This window comes from Sphingomonas sp. 3-13AW (genome assembly GCF_049311085.1).
Taxonomy (GTDB): domain Bacteria; phylum Pseudomonadota; class Alphaproteobacteria; order Sphingomonadales; family Sphingomonadaceae; genus Sphingomonas.
In genome coordinates this window covers 1-15216 of sequence record NZ_JASNVZ010000032.1, presented here as the reverse complement: position 1 = coordinate 15216, position 15216 = coordinate 1, and the positions used below count along the sequence as shown (strand labels likewise).

The following is a 15216-nucleotide window of genomic DNA, read 5'->3' as shown; positions in this document are numbered from 1 at the left end:
GGGAGCAGAATCGACCGCCTGCTGCCCGGATGGGGCGGCAGGCAGCAGGATCAGGCCGCAGCCGCCTCGTTGGCGCTGGTGGCGATCTTCTTCTTGGCGATCTCGCGCTTCAGGCGACGAACGCGCAGCGACAGGTCGGTGTCGCTGGTCTTGAGCAGCCAGTTGTCCAGGCCGCCGACGTGCTCGACAGAGCGCAGGCCGTGCGTCGAGACGCGCAGCTTCACGCCGCGCTCCAGCGTGTCCGAAAGAAGCGTCACGTTCTGCAGGTTCGGCAGAAAGGTACGCTTGGTCTTGTTGTTGGCGTGGGAAACGTTGTTACCCACCTGCCGGCCCTTGCCGGTCAGCTCGCAAATGCGCGACATGCGTTGGTTCCTGGTTACGGCAATGGTCGGGGCATCTGCCCCGGGAAAGTCGGCGCTAGTAACGGTAGAGGTGCGCCACGTCAACCGCGCCGGCAAGCGCGGTGACCTGCGCAGCGTGCAACCGCCGCCACCTGAGCGCGTTATTCCGGCAGCGAATCATTTTGGCAACCGGGGAATCCTTCATGCGCACGATCCTCTTCATTCTCGGGCTGGTGGTCCTCCTGCTGATCGGCGCGATGATGCTGGGCCTCATCAACATCGACATGGTCCGCCCGGGCTCCGTCCAGGCACCCAAGTTCGAGGCCGATGTCGGACGCGTGGACCTGGGGACCGAGAATCGCACGGTGAAGGTGCCGACGGTCGACATCCAGCGCGCGGACAACGTCCAGACCGCGCAGTAAGCGCGCGCTCCGGGGTCTGGGGGGGGGCGCCTTCGGGGGTCTCGGCCACCGGGCGCCCACACCGCGCGTCGCTGGCGTAACGGCACGGCAGACGGCATGAGGCGGGAATGACTTTCCCGCTTCCCGAACCCATGCGCCTGGCCCTGGACGCTGCCCGTGCGGCGGCAACGGCGGGGGAGGTGCCGGTCGGCGCCGTGCTGCTGCAGGGCGGCCGGGTCGTTGCGACCGCGGGAAACGCGCCGCGCACACTCTGTGACCCCACCGCCCATGCCGAGATGCGGGTGATTCGCGCCGCCGCCGCCGCGCTGGGGCGCGATCGGCTGGAGGATTGCGATCTGTGGGTGACGCTGGAGCCCTGCGCCATGTGCGCCGGTGCGATCGCCCATGCCCGAATCGCCCGCGTCTATTACGGCGCGCCGGATCCCAAGGGCGGGGCGGTGGAACATGGCCCGCGTTTCTTCGCGCAGCCGACCTGCCATCACCGTCCGGAGATTTACCCGGGCATCGGCGAGCGCGAAGGCGCGGCGCTGTTGCGGAACTTTTTCGCGAGCCGTCGCTGAGGCTGCGCGCCGGCCTCCGGCTTACCGATCCACAGCCGCAAAGAAAAACGCCCGCCGGAATCCGACGGGCGTTTCTTAAGTGCAAATCCTGGATAGCCCGGGGGCCGGCTCGGTTCGGGGTCCGAACCGAGCCAGCTCGGCCTTAGCGCAGCTCTTCCTGGTTGATCGGTACGATCTTGATCTCGACGCGACGGTTGGCGGCGCGGCCTGCGTCGGTGTCGTTGCTGGCGATCGGCTGCGTCTCGCCAAAGCCGCGGGTGCCGATTCGCGCGCTCTGCACGCCATGGCTGGTCAGGTATGCGGCGACCGAAGCGGCACGGCGCTCGGACAGCGTCTGGTTATAGGCGTCCGACCCGGTCGAATCGGTGTGGCCATACACGTCGATATAGGTCTGGTTGTACTGCGACAGCACTTCGGCGACCTGGTTCAGCGTCGGCTGGAACTGCGGCTGCACGGTCGCGCTGTCATAGGCGAAGGTGATGCCCGAGGGCATGTTCAGCAGCAGGTCGTCGCCCTGGCGGGTGACCTGCACGTCGGTGCCGGCGGTGCGCTGGCGAAGATCGCGCTCCTGGCGGTCCATGTAGTTGCCGATGGCAGCGCCCGCGATGCCGCCCAGGCCCGCGCCCACGATCTTTTCGGTGCGGTCGTTGCGGCCGCCGACGATGTCGCCCAGCAGATAGCCGCCGAGCACGCCGCCGATGCCACCCAGCGCCGTCTTCGAAATCGTGCGCTGGCCGGTCTCGGGATCGGTGACGCAGCCGCTCGTCAGCGTCATCGCGCCAAGGGCACCCGCCAGCATCAGCTTCGAGACACTACGCATTGTTTTTCCTCCGTGGAAATTCTGATCTTGCCGGTGAACACCGGCGCCAAGTTGATTGTTCCGCATGCGATTTGAACGTCCGTGGACCAAAAGCAAGATCGCGCTGTTGTGGCGGTCACCGCATTCCGGCTAAGCGAGGGGCAGAACAATGACCCAGTTCACCCCATTCCCGTGGATCGATGTCGCGATCATTTTCGCGCTGGTCCTTTTGAACGGCGTTTTCGCCATGTCCGAACTCGCGATCGTGTCCGCACGGCCCGCACGGCTGGAGGCGCTGGCGCGCGCCGGCGGCAAGGGGGCGGCGACGGCGCTGCGGCTTGCCGGGGATCCCGGCAAGTTCCTCTCCACCGTCCAGATCGGGATCACCCTCATCGGCATCATCGCCGGTGCCTATTCGGGCGCAAGCCTGGGTGGCCCGGTGGGCGAGCGGCTGGCCGCCTGGCTCAGCCTTGCCCCGCAGACCGGCCAGACTGTCGGCTTCGCGATCGTGATCGGACTGACCACCTATGCCTCGCTGGTGGTGGGCGAGCTGGTCCCCAAGCAGTTCGCGTTGCGCGCGCCGGAGCCGATCGCCGCAGCGCTGGCGCTGCCGATGCTGTGGCTGTCCAAGGTCACGGCACCGCTGGTCTGGCTGCTCGATACCACCACGGGGCTGGTGTTCCGGCTGCTGGGGCTCGACCGCGAGAACCAGACCCGCGTCACGGCCGAGGAACTGCAGCTGCTGGTGGCGGAAGCGACCAAGTCGGGCGTGATCGAGGAGCATGAGCGCTCGATCATCTCGGGTGTGGTGCGCCTGGCCGACCGGCCGGTGCGCGAAATCATGACCCCGCGCACCAGTGTCGACTGGCTCGACCTGGAGCTGGATCCGGCCAAGCTGCGCGCTGCGCTTGCCGAGACGCCGCACACGCGCCTTCCAGTGGCGGAAGGGTCGATCGACCGCGTGGTCGGCGTGGTGCAGGCACGCGACATCGTCGCGGCGCTGGTGCGTGGCGAAACGCTGGACCTGCGCCGCCTGATGCATGTCGCTCCGGTCCTGCCCGATCAGGTCGACGCCATGGATGCGCTCACGGCGCTGCGTGGCGCGGACGTGCCGATGGGCCTGGTCCACGACGAATATGGTCATTTCGAGGGGCTGGTGACGCCGGCCGATCTGCTCAAGGCGATTGCCGGTGAGTTCGCGTCGGATGCCGAGCCCGGGGAGACCCCCAACGTCATCGAGCGCGAGGATGGCTCGCTGCTGGTGTCCGGTCAGCTCTCGGCCGATTCGCTTGCCGAGCGGCTGGGGATCGAGCTGCCCGAGGATCGCGACTATGCGACGGTCGCCGGCCTCGCGCTCGCGGTGCTCAAGCACCTGCCTGAAGAAGGCGAGCACTTCTTCGAACAGGGCTGGCGCTTTGAAATCGTCGACATGGACGGCCGCAAGATCGACAAGCTGCTGGTGGCCAGCGCGGACTGAACCGCGCCGGCCAAGCCGTTTCAGCCGAGCTTCCCGAACTTCGCTTCATAGGCGGCGCGGTCGCCGGCCGCGAGCAGCTGCGCCTGTTCGACCCAGCGGTCACGCGCCATGCGCCCCTGGAACGTGCCGAGCGATGCATCGATCTGCTCTGCCTCGGCCGGGCTCAGTGCGGCGAGGTCGGCGATGCTGGTGACGCCCAGTTCGGCGAGCTGGGCCGCGACCTTGGGGCCGAGGCCCTTCAAAGTGGTGAGGTCGGTCGCGGCCGCCATGGGAACGGCCGGCGTCGGCGTCGGCTGCGGGGCGGCAACGGGTTCCGATGCGGCCGGGGCAGTCGGAACCGGCGGAGCAGCGCTTGGCGCGACCGGCGCCGGCTGCGCGGCGGGTGCTTGCTGCGGCTCCTGCACGATCGGCGGTACGGGGGCGGGAAGGTCGGTCGGCTCGACCGGCACACGCCGGTCGGCGGCGATCGCCTGACCCGGGGCGTCCGGATCGGCGACCGGCGCGTCCGGACGGGCGCGGTGCGCACGGTTCTGTTCCTGTATTTCCCGGTCGCAGGCTCGGCTGCGGCGGCGCATCCGCATGCCCCAGAGGATCGCCGCGATCACGATCACCGCGAAGATCGCGATGCAGACGAGGGTGGTAATGGTGTACGGCATCATCTGCTCCGCCGCGCCGACCACAGTCTCACTGGACCGTTCGACTTCTTCCATGGGTACGCCTCCGGCCGGCCTAAATGTGGTGGGATGGTAAGCATAGCGCGTCGCCGCTCCGCTCAACTAGTTGTTTTTTCAGGCTTCCTCGCGTTCGACTTCACGCCAGCCGATGTCGCTCCGGCAGAAGCCGTCGGCAAAGGTGATGCGATCGACCGCGCGATAGGCGGCTGCCTGGGCCTCACGGACCGTGTGGCCCGACGCGGTCACCGCCAGCACGCGGCCCCCCGATGCCACCAACGTGTCGCCGTCGCGGCGGGTGCCGGCCTGGAACACGCGTGCGCCCTCGGCCTCCGCAGCGTCGATCCCGCGGATCGCGCCGCCGGCTGCCGGCGTGCCGGGATAGCCGCGCGCCGCAACCACGACCGTGAGCGCCGGATCGTCGGAAAAGCGGACCTTGTGGCCCGCAAGACGACCCTGCGCCGTCGCAAGCATGACCTCAAGGAGGTCGCTTTCGAGGCGCATCATCAGCACTTGGCATTCCGGGTCGCCGAAGCGCGCATTGTACTCGATCAGCTTTGGCCCCAGCGGCGTCAGCATCAGGCCGGCGTAGAGCACGCCGCTGTACGGCATGCCCTCTTCGGCCAGCTTCTCGATCGTGGGACGGACGATCGTGTCGATCGACAGTTCTTCCAGCTCCGGCGTCAGCACGCGCGCCGGGCTATAGGCGCCCATGCCGCCGGTGTTCGGGCCGGTGTCGCCGTCTCCGACGCGCTTATGGTCCTGTGCCGACCCGAACGGGAGGTAGCTGGTGCCGTCCGTCAGCACGAACAGGCTGGCTTCCTCGCCGGTCAGGAACTCCTCGATCACCGCCTCGGCACCGGGACCGTCGAACAGCGCGGCCAGCGCGGCCTCGGCCTCTTCGGGAGAGGTCGCGATCGTCACGCCCTTGCCGGCGGCAAGGCCATCGGCCTTGATCACGACGGGCAGCCCGAACGGCAGGATCGCGGTGCGCGCCTCCTCGAGCGAGGTCACGCGGACATAGCCGGCGGTCGGGATGTTGGCGCGCAGGCACAGATCCTTGGTGAAGCCCTTGGACCCTTCCAGCTGGGCGGCGGCGGCCGACGGGCCGAACACGGCGATACCGGCCTCCCGCAACCGGTCGGCCAGGCCTTCGACCAGGGGCGCTTCGGGCCCGATCACGACGAAGCCCACTTCGTGTTCGCGGCAGAAGGCGAGCAGCGCGGGCTGGTCCGTCGCCGCGATATCCACGCATTCGGCATGCTCCGCGATGCCGGGGTTGCCTGGCGCGGCATAGAGCCTATCGAGGAGCGGAGATTGTGCGAGCCGCCATGCGAGCGCATGTTCGCGCCCCCCCGAGCCCACCAGCAGGACGTTCATGCCCGATCCTTTTTCCGGCTTTTCATCGGGGCGGCTCGTAGCCGAGCCGATCCCCGGGGACAACGCCGCCCCCGTCAGTGTCAGCGAACTTGCCGGCCGCCTGAAGCGCATGGTGGAGGGCGAGTTCGGCCATGTCCGCCTGCGCGGCGAAATTTCAGGCTATAAACGCGCCGCTTCCGGCCACGTCTATCTGTGCCTGAAGGATGAGAGTGCCGTCATCGACGGCGTGATCTGGCGCGGTGCGGCCGCCGCCCTGCCGTTCCAGGCGCAGGACGGCATCGAGGTCGTCGCGACGGGCAAGCTCACCACCTATCCCGGTCGTTCCAAATACCAGATCGTGATCGAGCGCATGGAGCTTGCGGGCGAGGGCGCGCTGATGGCGCTGCTCGAAAAGCTCAAGGCGAAACTCGGTGCCGAGGGGCTGTTCGACCCGGCGCGCAAGAAGCCTCTGCCGTTCCTGCCCCGTGTGATCGGCGTCGTTACTTCGCCGACGGGGGCTGTGATTCGCGACATCCTCCACCGGCTCGAGGATCGTTGCCCGAGCCACGTCGTCGTATGGCCCGTGCAGGTGCAGGGGGAGGGCGCTGCCCAGCAGGTGGCGGCCGCCGTCCGCGGCTTCGATGCGCTGGAGTCGGGCGGCCCGGTGCCGCGTCCGGACCTGCTGATCGTCGCGCGCGGCGGCGGTTCGATCGAGGATCTGTGGGCGTTCAACGAGGAAGTCGTTGTCCGTGCGGTCGCCGACTGCTCGATCCCCGTCATCTCCGCGGTCGGGCACGAGACCGACACGAGTCTCTGTGACCATGCCGCCGATCTCCGCGCCCCGACGCCGACGGCCGCAGCCGAGCTTGCTGTGCCGGTGCTCGCCGACCTTGCCTACACCGTGCAGAGCCACGCGATGCGGACCGAGCGCTGCGTGCGTCGCTATCACGAGCGCGGGGCCGAGCGGCTGGCGGCGCTTGTTCGCGTCCTTCCCCGGCGCGACGCATTGCTGGGGCCGCAGCGCCAGCGCGTCGACGATCTCGCCCAGCGCCTCGGCCTGGGGCTGGAGCGGCGGCTTGGCCAGGCGCGGCGAATGCTGGATCGCCAGGCGGCGGTGCTGCGCCCGGCGATGCTGTCGCGCCAGCTCGATCGTGGTCGCCAGCGGCTGGAGTCCGCCGGCCGCCTGCTGGAGAGCGTGAACCCCGACAATCTGCTCAAGCGCGGCTATGTCCGGGTGGAGGCGCGCGGTTCGGGCAAGACGATCGATTCCGCCGCTGCCGCGCGTGCGGCCGGGGGCCTGAAGCTCCACTTCCGCGACGGCGTGGTGGACGCGCGGGTTGAGCGGCCGGGGGGCAAGCCCTATCCTTCGGACAAGCCCGAGCAGCCGAGCCTGCTCTGATGCCTCTTTGGATTATCGGATGTTGATGTCGAACAGCTCGCGCCAGGCGCGCCTCCACTATCTCTCCGGCGGCTTCCGGGTGCTGTCGCCCGGCGACCATGTCGTGTGCGCCCGCACCGGCGAGAAGATCCCGCTTGAGGAGCTTCATTATTGGAGCGCCGAACGGCAGGAAGCCTATGCCAATGCAGAGGCCGCAACCGCGGCGATGCGCCCGGCGTGAGGGTTTCCGCCGGCGCGACGATCACGGCAGGACTGTTGTTCTCGTTGCCCGCCTGTGCGGTGGTGCCGCAGGGAGCAGGGCGGCCGGAGCCGGTGCAGCCGGTTGCGCCGGTCACGCGCTCTGAGGCTCGCCCGGCGGCCTCCCAGCAGCCGCGCGCCGCAACCCCCGCGGTGTTCCGCTATGAAGGGCAGCGCATCCAGGGCGGCATGCTCGTCGGCACCGCGCCCGCCGGCGTGACGGCGCTGAGCCTGGACGGAGAGCCGGTCGCACTGGCACCCGGCGGCCGCTTCCTGATCGCCTTTGATCGCGACGCCGGCCCGACCGCGCGGCTGGTCGCGCGCTTCGCCGATGGGCGTGAACAGGTCGAGACGCTCAGTATCGCGCCGCGTGCGTGGCAGATCGAGCGCCTTCCGACCTTGCCCAAGGTCAGCCAGCCGAGCGCCGAATTCCAGCGCCGCCGCCCGCCCGAACTCGCCAGGATCGCCGCGGCCCGCAAGCAGGAGACCGGCGCCCAGGGCTGGCTTCAACGGTTTCAATGGCCTGCCACCGGCCGCATCTCGGGCCGGTTCGGTTCCCAGCGCATCTATGCGGGGGAGCCCGGCAGCTATCATTCAGGGGTGGACGTGGCCAAGCCGACCGGCGCGCCCGTAACCGCGCCCGCGGACGGCGTCGTGATCCTGGCGGCGGACTCGCCCTTCACGCTGGAGGGCAATCTGCTGATGCTGGACCATGGAATGGGCCTCAGCAGCGCCTTCCTCCACCTTTCGCGCATCGATGTCCGTCCGGGGCAGCGGGTGCGGCAGGGCGAGGTCATCGGGGCGGTGGGAAGCACCGGCCGCGCGACGGGCCCGCACCTCCATTGGGGCATGGTCTGGAAGGGGCGTCGACTGGACCCGATGCTCATCACGGGTCCGATGCCCCGCTGAGGGGGAACCGCCACGACGGTCAGCCATTGATCCGGCAACGAACAAAGGGGAACGATGATGAAGACGCACCTGGCCCTGCTTGCGGCAGCCACCATGATGGCAGCCTGTACCGAGAATGCTCCCGTTGAAAGCGCCCAGGGCCTCTCCGGGCCGCGGGTCGCGACCGCGGCGCTGCGCACCCCTGCCAACGCCTCGGTCGGCACCGCGACTGCCACGGAAGTGCCGGGCGGCGTCCGCATCGCCTTGAGCGTCAACGCGCTTCCGGCAGGGCCGCATGGCGCCCACGTCCACACCACGGGCCGCTGCGATGCGCCGGACTTCACCACCGCCGGCGGCCACTGGAACCCGACAGGCCACCAGCATGGCTCGAAGAACCCGGCAGGCCCGCACGCGGGCGACATGCCCAACCTGCTCGTCGGCACGGACGGGGTCGGCGTGATCGAATTCACGCTCCCCGGCGGCACCTTCGATGGCCTGTTCGATGAAGACGGCTCCGCGTTCGTCGTCCATGCGAACGCCGACGACCTGATGACCGACCCCTCGGGCAACAGCGGCGGACGCATCGCCTGCGGCGTGTTCAACGAGGCCTGACGGAAGGGGGGGGCGGGCTGTCGCCCCGTCCGACCTGCCGCCAATTGACTTGCCCTGTCCCGCGCCCGACACATCGTGCCGGGACAGGGAGGTCACATGAAGCTCGTATCATTGGCGCTGGTCGTCGCGCTGTGCGCAACGCCGCTCGCGGCGCAGGATTACAGCCGGTACAGCGACGCTGGGCTGAAGGCGGAGCTTGCGGAGCGCGGCATTGCCGAGACGGCCGTCCTTGTGCCGATGCGCGACGGGGTCGGGCTTTCCACCAACATCTATCGTCCGCGCGATGCGAAGGGACCGCTGCCCACCATCCTGTGGAAGACGCCGTATAACGAGCACCAGCTGAGAGGATCGACGCTGCGCTACGCCGCCGAGGCGGTGAAGCGCGGCTATGCCTTCCTCGTCCAGAATGAGCGCGGCCGGTATTTCTCGGAAGGGAAGTATGAGATCCTCGGCAAGCCGCAGACGGATGGCTATGACGCGCTGAGCTGGATCGCGAAGCAACCCTGGTCCAACGGCAAGGTCGGAACGCTCGGCTGCTCCTCCTCGGCCGAATGGCAGCTGGCGCTGGCGGCGCAGAACCACCCGGCGCACGCCGCGATGGTGCCGATGGCGTCGGGAGCCGGCATCGGCAAGGTCGGCCGCTTCCAGGAGCAGGGCAATTGGTACACCGGCGGCGTGCCGCGCAACCTGTTCTTCGTATGGCTCTATGGCGTCGACAATCCGCTGCGCCCGCAGCTTCCTGCCAACCTCGATCCCAAGGTTCGCGCCCGGATCGCAGGCTATAATGACCTCGACGCAAGGAAGCCCGACGTCGATTGGGTGAAGCAGATCCAGCACCTGCCCGTGAGCGAGATGCTGACGGACCTGGGCGAGCCGCCCGCCACCTTTGAACAATTCATCAACCGCACCCCGGCCGATCCGGGCTGGCGTGAGGGTGGCCTCTACCATGACGACATGGGCTGGGGCGTGCCGTCGCTGTGGTTCGACAGCTGGTACGACGTGTCGATCGGACCGAACCTGGAGCTGTTCAACCACGCCCGGCAGACGAAGGGCGACGCGGAGGCAGCGGCGAACCAGTATGTGGTCGTCGCACCCAATGTGCATTGCCAGTTTGCCAAGCTCGGGCCGGACACGGTCGTGGGCGAACGGCAGATGGGCGACACCAGCTTCGACGTCGACGGCATGATCTTCCGCTGGTTCGATCGCTGGCTGAAGGGGGATCGCAACGCCTTCCCGGCTTCGACCCCGCATGTGCAATATTACACGATGGGCGCGAACACGTGGCAGCGCGCGCAGCAATGGCCGCCGCGCGAGGCCCGTCCCGTCCGCATGTACCTGGCCAGCAATGGCCGCGCGAACAGCCTCAATGGCGACGGCAGGTTGTCGCCCACACCGCCGCCCGCGGGGACGCCGGCCGACAGCTATCGGTATGACCCGATGAACCCGGTCCAGACCGTGGGCGGGGGTGACTGCTGCAACGGCGGGCTGGTGAAGCCGGGCGCCTATGACCAGCGGGCCGTGGAGGCGCGCAACGATGTGCTCGTCTATACCAGCGACCCGCTGACCGAGCCGATGGAGGTCACCGGCTTCGTCGACGCGGTGCTGGCGGTTTCCTCCTCGGCCAAGGATACCGACTTCGCGGTCAAGCTGGTCGACGTGGCGCCGGACGGCACCGCCTATATCCTGGGCGATACCATCCTGCGCGCGCGATATCGCGACGGCTTTGACAAGCCGGTGATGATGGCGCCGGGCCAGGTCTACACGATCAAGCCCACGCCGATGACGACCAGCAACACTTTCCTGCCCGGGCACCGGATCCGCGTGGAGGTGACGTCATCGAACTTCCCCAAGTTCGTCCGCAACCTCAACACCGGGGGGCCGAATGAGAGCGAGAGGGTCGGGGTGGTCGCCGACAACCGCATCCACCACGATGCGGCGGCGCTTTCCTACATCGAGCTGCCGGTGGTGAAATGACCGGCTGGACGCTCGGGATCATCGGCGGCTCCGGTCTCTACGAGGTCGCCGGGGTGGAAGAGGGCCATTGGAAGACCGTGGAGACCCCCTGGGGGCCGCCATCCGACGCCTGTTATGTCGGGCGGATGGGGCATGTGCGCGTCGTGTTCCTGCCGCGCCACGGCCGCGGGCATCGCATCCCGCCCTCCGACCTCAATGCCCGGGCCAACATCGATGCGCTCAAGCAATTGGGCGTGACGGATGTGCTGGCGATTTCCTCGGTCGGCTCGCTGGTCGAGGATCGGCCCCCCGGCAGCTTCACCGTGGTCGACCAGTTCATCGACCGCACCCGGGGGCGGGTGTCGAGCTTCTTTGGCCCGGGACTGGTCGCGCATGTGTCGATGGCGGACCCGGTCTGCCCGCGGCTGTCCGCGCTTGCCGCCGATGCGGCACGGGCCGCCGGGGCGACGGTATCGCCCACCGGCACCTATCTCGCGATGGAGGGCCCGCAGTTCTCGACCCGTGCCGAAAGCCGTCTCTATCGCAGCTGGGGCTGTGACGTGATTGGCATGACGGCGATGCCGGAGGCCAAGCTCGCGCGGGAGGCGGAGCTTCCCTACGCGCTGGTCGGGATGGTCACCGACTATGACTGCTGGCGCGAAGGCGAGGCGGTCGACACTGCCGAGATCATCGCCCAGCTCGGTGCCAACGCCGGCAAGGCGCGGGCGCTGGTGCAGCATCTGATTGCCGCACTTCCGCCCGAGCGGCCGGCGTCGCCGATCGACACCTGCCTCGACACCGCGCTGCTGACCGCGCCCGCTGCCCGCGATCCCGATCTGGCGGTGCGGCTGGACACCGTTGCCGGGCGCGCGCTGCGGGGGCGGTAGCGCCGCCTAGAGCGTCTTGCTCAGGAAGAAGCGGCGGCTGCCGCGCGGGTGATTTTCCAGTGTCCCGAACACGGTGAAGCCCAGCTTCTCGTAAAAGCCGCGCGCCTGGAACGCGAAGGTGTCGAGCCAGATGCCGTAGCACCCGCGTGCGCGGGCGATTCGTTCCGCCTCCTTCATCAGCGCGCTGCCCAGTTGCTGGCCGCGTAGCGCTTCGGGAACCGCCAGATACTCGACGAACAGCCAGTCGTAGCTGCTGCGACCCCACAGGCCGCCGACCGCGCGGTCCTCCGCGTCTCTCAGCAGGATGGCGAGCGGTTCGGCATGGGCCGCGCCCGCCATACGCTCGTTATAGGCGCGCAGCGGCGCAAGCACGGCCTCGCGATCTTCGTGGGTAGGCGCGTCGGGGATCTGTAGCCGAATCGTCATGAACCGATGGTAGCGCCGAACGTGCGGAGATGCTGCCTCGCAGATGCCGTGGGGGAGAGCAGCGCGCAGCCGCTCGATCCCCCACGCTGCACCCGCCGTCATGCCGGCTTTTACCGGCGGCTCCGCTCCCAGTGATTATTATCGTTCGGCGGCTGCAGAGACATGCGCATACCAGAACGCCAGACAAAAAAAAGGGCCGACCCGAAGGTCGGCCTTTGAAAGGTTTAGGAGAGGATGCCTGAAAGGCACGTCCTTTGTGCGCCGCAGCACGGATTCACGCAATTGCGAACATGTGTCGGTACAGATGCAGTTTTTGCAACAGGCACTTGCGCGTAATTTCCGCACCTTTGCGTGGGAATTAAGCAGCTGCTCCAGACCGCTGCTCAAGAATGCAGCAGCGGGCAAAAAGAAGGGGCACGGGAGACGATGCTCCCGCGCCCCTTCCCAAAACGCAGCGACTTTTTACGCGGCGAGCTTGCGCAGCACGTAATGCAGGATGCCGCCGTTCAGGAAATACTCCAGCTCGTTGACCGTATCGATTCGGCAACGGGTCTGGAACGTCTCGGTGGTGCCGTCCGCGCGGACCAGCGTTACTTCGACTTCCTGGCGCGGGCGCAGGCCGGCGACGTTCTGGATGGTGAAGGTCTCATCGCCCTTCAGGCCCAGCGACTGGCGGGTGACGCCTTCGGCGAACTGCAGCGGCAGCACGCCCATGCCGACCAGGTTCGAACGGTGGATACGCTCGAAGCTCTCGGCAATGACGGCGCGAACGCCCAGCAGGTTGGTGCCCTTGGCCGCCCAGTCGCGCGACGACCCGGTGCCATATTCCTTGCCGGCGACGACCACCAGCGGGGTGCCGTCGGCCTTGTGACGCATCGCTGCGTCATAGATCGGCATCACCTCGCCGTCATACTGGGTCATGCCGCCTTCGACGCCCGGTACCATCTCGTTCTTGATGCGGATGTTGGCGAAGGTGCCGCGTACCATCACTTCATCGTTGCCGCGGCGTGCGCCGTAGCTGTTGAAGTCCTTGCGCTCGACCTGGTGCTCCTGAAGGAAGCTGCCCGCCGGGCTGTCGGCCTTGATCGAACCGGCCGGGGAGATGTGATCGGTGGTGATCGAATCGCCCAGGATCGCCAGCGGCTTTGCCTCGATGATGTCGGCGACCGGCGCCGGCGTCATCGTCATGCCCTGGAAGTACGGCGGGTTGTGGATGTAGGTCGAGCTTGCCGGCCAGCTGTAGGTGTCCGAACCCTCGACCGAGATCGCGCTCCAATGCTCGTCCCCGGCATAGACGTTGCCGTAGCGCGACCGGAACATGTTGTCGTCGATGTTGGCCGCCATGAGGTCGGCGACCTCCTGGTTGGTCGGCCAGATGTCCTTGAGGAACACGTTCTGGCCGTCGGAGCCCTGGCCGATCGGCGTTTCCACCAGATCCTCGGTGACTGTTCCCTTGAGCGCATAGGCGACGACGAGCGGCGGCGAGGCGAGGAAGTTCGCGCGCACATCAGCCGAGACGCGGCCCTCGAAGTTGCGGTTGCCCGACAGGACCGAGGCGGCGACGATGTCGTTGCCGTTGATCGCGGCGCTGATCGGCGCTGCGAGCGGGCCCGAGTTGCCGATGCAGGTCGTGCAGCCATAGCCGACAAGGTTGAAGCCGAGCGCGTCGAGATCCTCGGTCAGCCCCGCCTTGGTCAGATAGTCGGTGACGACCTGCGAACCCGGTGCGAGCGAGGTCTTCACCCAGGGCTTGGGCTTCAGGCCCAGTGCGCGCGCCTTGCGAGCGACCAGGCCGGCGGCGACCAGCACCGACGGGTTGGAGGTGTTGGTGCAGCTGGTGATCGCCGCGATCACGACGTCGCCGTCGCCGATGTCGTGGTCCTTGCCCTCGACTGCGACGCGCTCCGGCTGCTCCTTCTTGTAGAGCTTGGTGAGGTCACCGTTGAACACTTCGTCGACCTTGTTCAGGCTGACGCGGTCCTGCGGACGCTTCGGGCCGGCGAGGCTGGGGACGACGGTGCCCATGTCGAGCTCGAGCGTGTCGGTGAAGATCGGGTCGGCGCTGCCGGCCTCGTGCCAGAAGCCGTTGGCCTTGGCATAGGCCTCGGTCAGGGCGATCACTTCCTCCGGACGCGCGGTCAGGCGCATATAGTCGATCGTCTTTTCATCGATCGGGAAAAAGCCGCAGGTGGCGCCATATTCCGGCGCCATGTTGGCGATGGTCGCGCGATCGGCGAGGGTCATCGAGGCCAGGCCCGGGCCATAGAACTCAACGAAGCGGCCGACGACGCCCTTGGCGCGCAGCATCTGCGTGACGGTCAGCACCAGGTCGGTCGCGGTGATGCCTTCCTTCAGCGCGCCGGTCAGCTTGAAGCCGACGACTTCCGGGATCAGCATCGACACCGGCTGGCCGAGCATCGCGGCTTCCGCCTCGATGCCGCCCACGCCCCAGCCCAGCACGCCCAGGCCGTTCACCATGGTGGTGTGGCTGTCGGTGCCGACCAGCGTGTCTGGATAGGCGATCATGCTGCCGTCGGCCGCCTTGGACGACCAGACCGACTGCGCGATATATTCCAGGTTCACCTGGTGGCAGATGCCGGTGCCCGGGGGCACGACCTGGAAGTTGTCGAGCGCCTTGGAGCCCCACTTCAGGAACTCATAGCGCTCCATGTTGCGCTGATATTCCAGCTCGACGTTCTGCTCGAACGCCTTGGGCGTGCCGAACTCGTCGACCATGACCGAGTGGTCGATGACGAGGTGGACGGGCACCTGCGGGTTGATCTTGGCGGGATTGCCGCCGAGCTTGGTGATCGCGTCGCGCATCGCGGCGAGGTCGACGACGCACGGAACGCCGGTGAAGTCCTGCATCAGCACGCGTGCCGGGCGGTACTGGATCTCGCGATCGGAGCGGGCATCCTTCTGCCAGTCGACGATCGCCTGCGCGTCCTGCGGGGTGACGGTGGTGCCGTCCTCGAACCGCAGCATGTTCTCCAGCAGCACCTTCATCGAGAAGGGGAGGCGGCTGATGTCGCCGAGCTTCTCGGAGGCCTTTGCGAGGCTGTAGTAGCTGTAGCTCTTGTTACCGACCGTGAGCGTGTCACGGGTGCCGAGGGTATCCTGGCCGATGGCGGTCATTGGGGCATTGTCCTTCCCAGTCTGCGCGGCGCGGACGGGAGGGCGGGAGG

15 protein-coding genes are annotated in these 15216 nt (G+C 67.8%); 9 read left to right on the top strand and 6 right to left on the bottom strand.

Going from position 1 to position 15216, the window contains the following annotated elements; genetic code table 11:
* Positions 1-50: 50 nt before the first annotated feature.
* Positions 51-362, bottom strand: coding sequence for a 50S ribosomal protein L28 (gene rpmB / locus QP045_RS19845; RefSeq protein ID WP_422516742.1), 312 nt, complete (start codon positions 360-362; stop codon positions 51-53).
* Positions 363-544: 182 nt separating this feature from the next.
* On the opposite strand from rpmB, the gene QP045_RS19840 reads away from it, so the two are divergent.
* Positions 545-763 (top strand): hypothetical protein, encoded by a 219-nt coding sequence (locus QP045_RS19840; protein WP_422516741.1) that lies wholly within the window; start codon positions 545-547, stop codon positions 761-763.
* 131 nt (positions 764-894) lie between these two features.
* Complete coding sequence (locus tag QP045_RS19835; protein WP_422516763.1) at positions 895-1323, top strand: nucleoside deaminase; 429 nt, start codon at positions 895-897, stop codon at positions 1321-1323.
* Between the two features lie 142 nt (positions 1324-1465).
* Here the strand turns inward: QP045_RS19835 and QP045_RS19830 are convergent, their stop codons facing one another.
* Positions 1466-2143, bottom strand: a complete 678-nt coding sequence (locus QP045_RS19830) for an OmpA family protein (RefSeq protein ID WP_422516740.1) — start codon at positions 2141-2143, stop codon at positions 1466-1468.
* Positions 2144-2291: 148 nt separating this feature from the next.
* Here QP045_RS19830 and QP045_RS19825 point away from each other — a divergent pair, with 148 nt between their 5' ends.
* Positions 2292-3599, top strand: a complete 1308-nt coding sequence (locus QP045_RS19825; RefSeq protein ID WP_422516739.1) for a hemolysin family protein — start codon at positions 2292-2294, stop codon at positions 3597-3599.
* Positions 3600-3619: 20 nt separating this feature from the next.
* Here QP045_RS19825 and QP045_RS19820 read toward each other — a convergent pair whose 3' ends face one another.
* Both QP045_RS19820 and purD read right to left on the bottom strand, forming a co-directional pair.
* A complete protein-coding gene (locus QP045_RS19820; RefSeq protein WP_422516738.1) occupies positions 3620-4309 on the bottom strand; it encodes a hypothetical protein in 690 nt (229 codons plus the stop codon).
* A 78-nt stretch (positions 4310-4387) separates the two neighbouring features.
* Positions 4388-5650 (bottom strand): phosphoribosylamine--glycine ligase, encoded by a 1263-nt coding sequence (gene purD, locus QP045_RS19815; RefSeq protein ID WP_422516737.1) that lies wholly within the window; start codon positions 5648-5650, stop codon positions 4388-4390.
* On the opposite strand from purD, the gene xseA reads away from it, so the two are divergent.
* The 6 genes from xseA to mtnP all read left to right on the top strand — a co-directional run bounded on the left by xseA (position 5649) and on the right by mtnP (position 11605).
* Positions 5649-7028 carry an exodeoxyribonuclease VII large subunit gene (gene xseA / locus QP045_RS19810; protein WP_422516736.1) on the top strand — a complete coding sequence of 460 codons (1380 nt, stop codon included), beginning with the start codon at positions 5649-5651 and terminating at the stop codon, positions 7026-7028. The two genes, purD and xseA, sit on opposite strands and share 2 nt — an antisense overlap.
* A gap of 19 nt (positions 7029-7047) precedes the next feature.
* Positions 7048-7248, top strand: a complete 201-nt coding sequence (locus tag QP045_RS19805) for a DUF2093 domain-containing protein (protein ID WP_422516735.1) — start codon at positions 7048-7050, stop codon at positions 7246-7248.
* Positions 7245-8174, top strand: coding sequence for a M23 family metallopeptidase (locus QP045_RS19800; RefSeq protein WP_422516734.1), 930 nt, complete (start codon positions 7245-7247; stop codon positions 8172-8174). The genes QP045_RS19805 and QP045_RS19800 overlap by 4 nt, the downstream gene beginning before the upstream one ends.
* A gap of 57 nt (positions 8175-8231) precedes the next feature.
* On the top strand, positions 8232-8765 hold the full coding sequence (locus tag QP045_RS19795) for a superoxide dismutase family protein (protein WP_422516733.1): 534 nt from the start codon (positions 8232-8234) through the stop codon (positions 8763-8765).
* Positions 8766-8861: 96 nt separating this feature from the next.
* Positions 8862-10739 carry a CocE/NonD family hydrolase gene (locus tag QP045_RS19790; protein WP_422516732.1) on the top strand — a complete coding sequence of 626 codons (1878 nt, stop codon included), beginning with the start codon at positions 8862-8864 and terminating at the stop codon, positions 10737-10739.
* On the top strand, positions 10736-11605 hold the full coding sequence (mtnP, locus tag QP045_RS19785) for an S-methyl-5'-thioadenosine phosphorylase (protein WP_422516731.1): 870 nt from the start codon (positions 10736-10738) through the stop codon (positions 11603-11605). Before QP045_RS19790 ends, mtnP begins: the two co-directional genes overlap by 4 nt.
* A 6-nt stretch (positions 11606-11611) precedes the next feature.
* Here the strand turns inward: mtnP and QP045_RS19780 are convergent, their stop codons facing one another.
* Positions 11612-12031, bottom strand: a complete 420-nt coding sequence (locus QP045_RS19780; RefSeq protein ID WP_422516730.1) for a GNAT family N-acetyltransferase — start codon at positions 12029-12031, stop codon at positions 11612-11614.
* Positions 12032-12493: 462 nt separating this feature from the next.
* The gene (gene acnA, locus QP045_RS19775) at positions 12494-15166 is read right to left on the bottom strand and encodes an aconitate hydratase AcnA (protein WP_422516729.1); all 2673 of its coding nucleotides are present in this window, start codon (positions 15164-15166) and stop codon (positions 12494-12496) included.
* Positions 15167-15216: the final 50 nt, after the last annotated feature.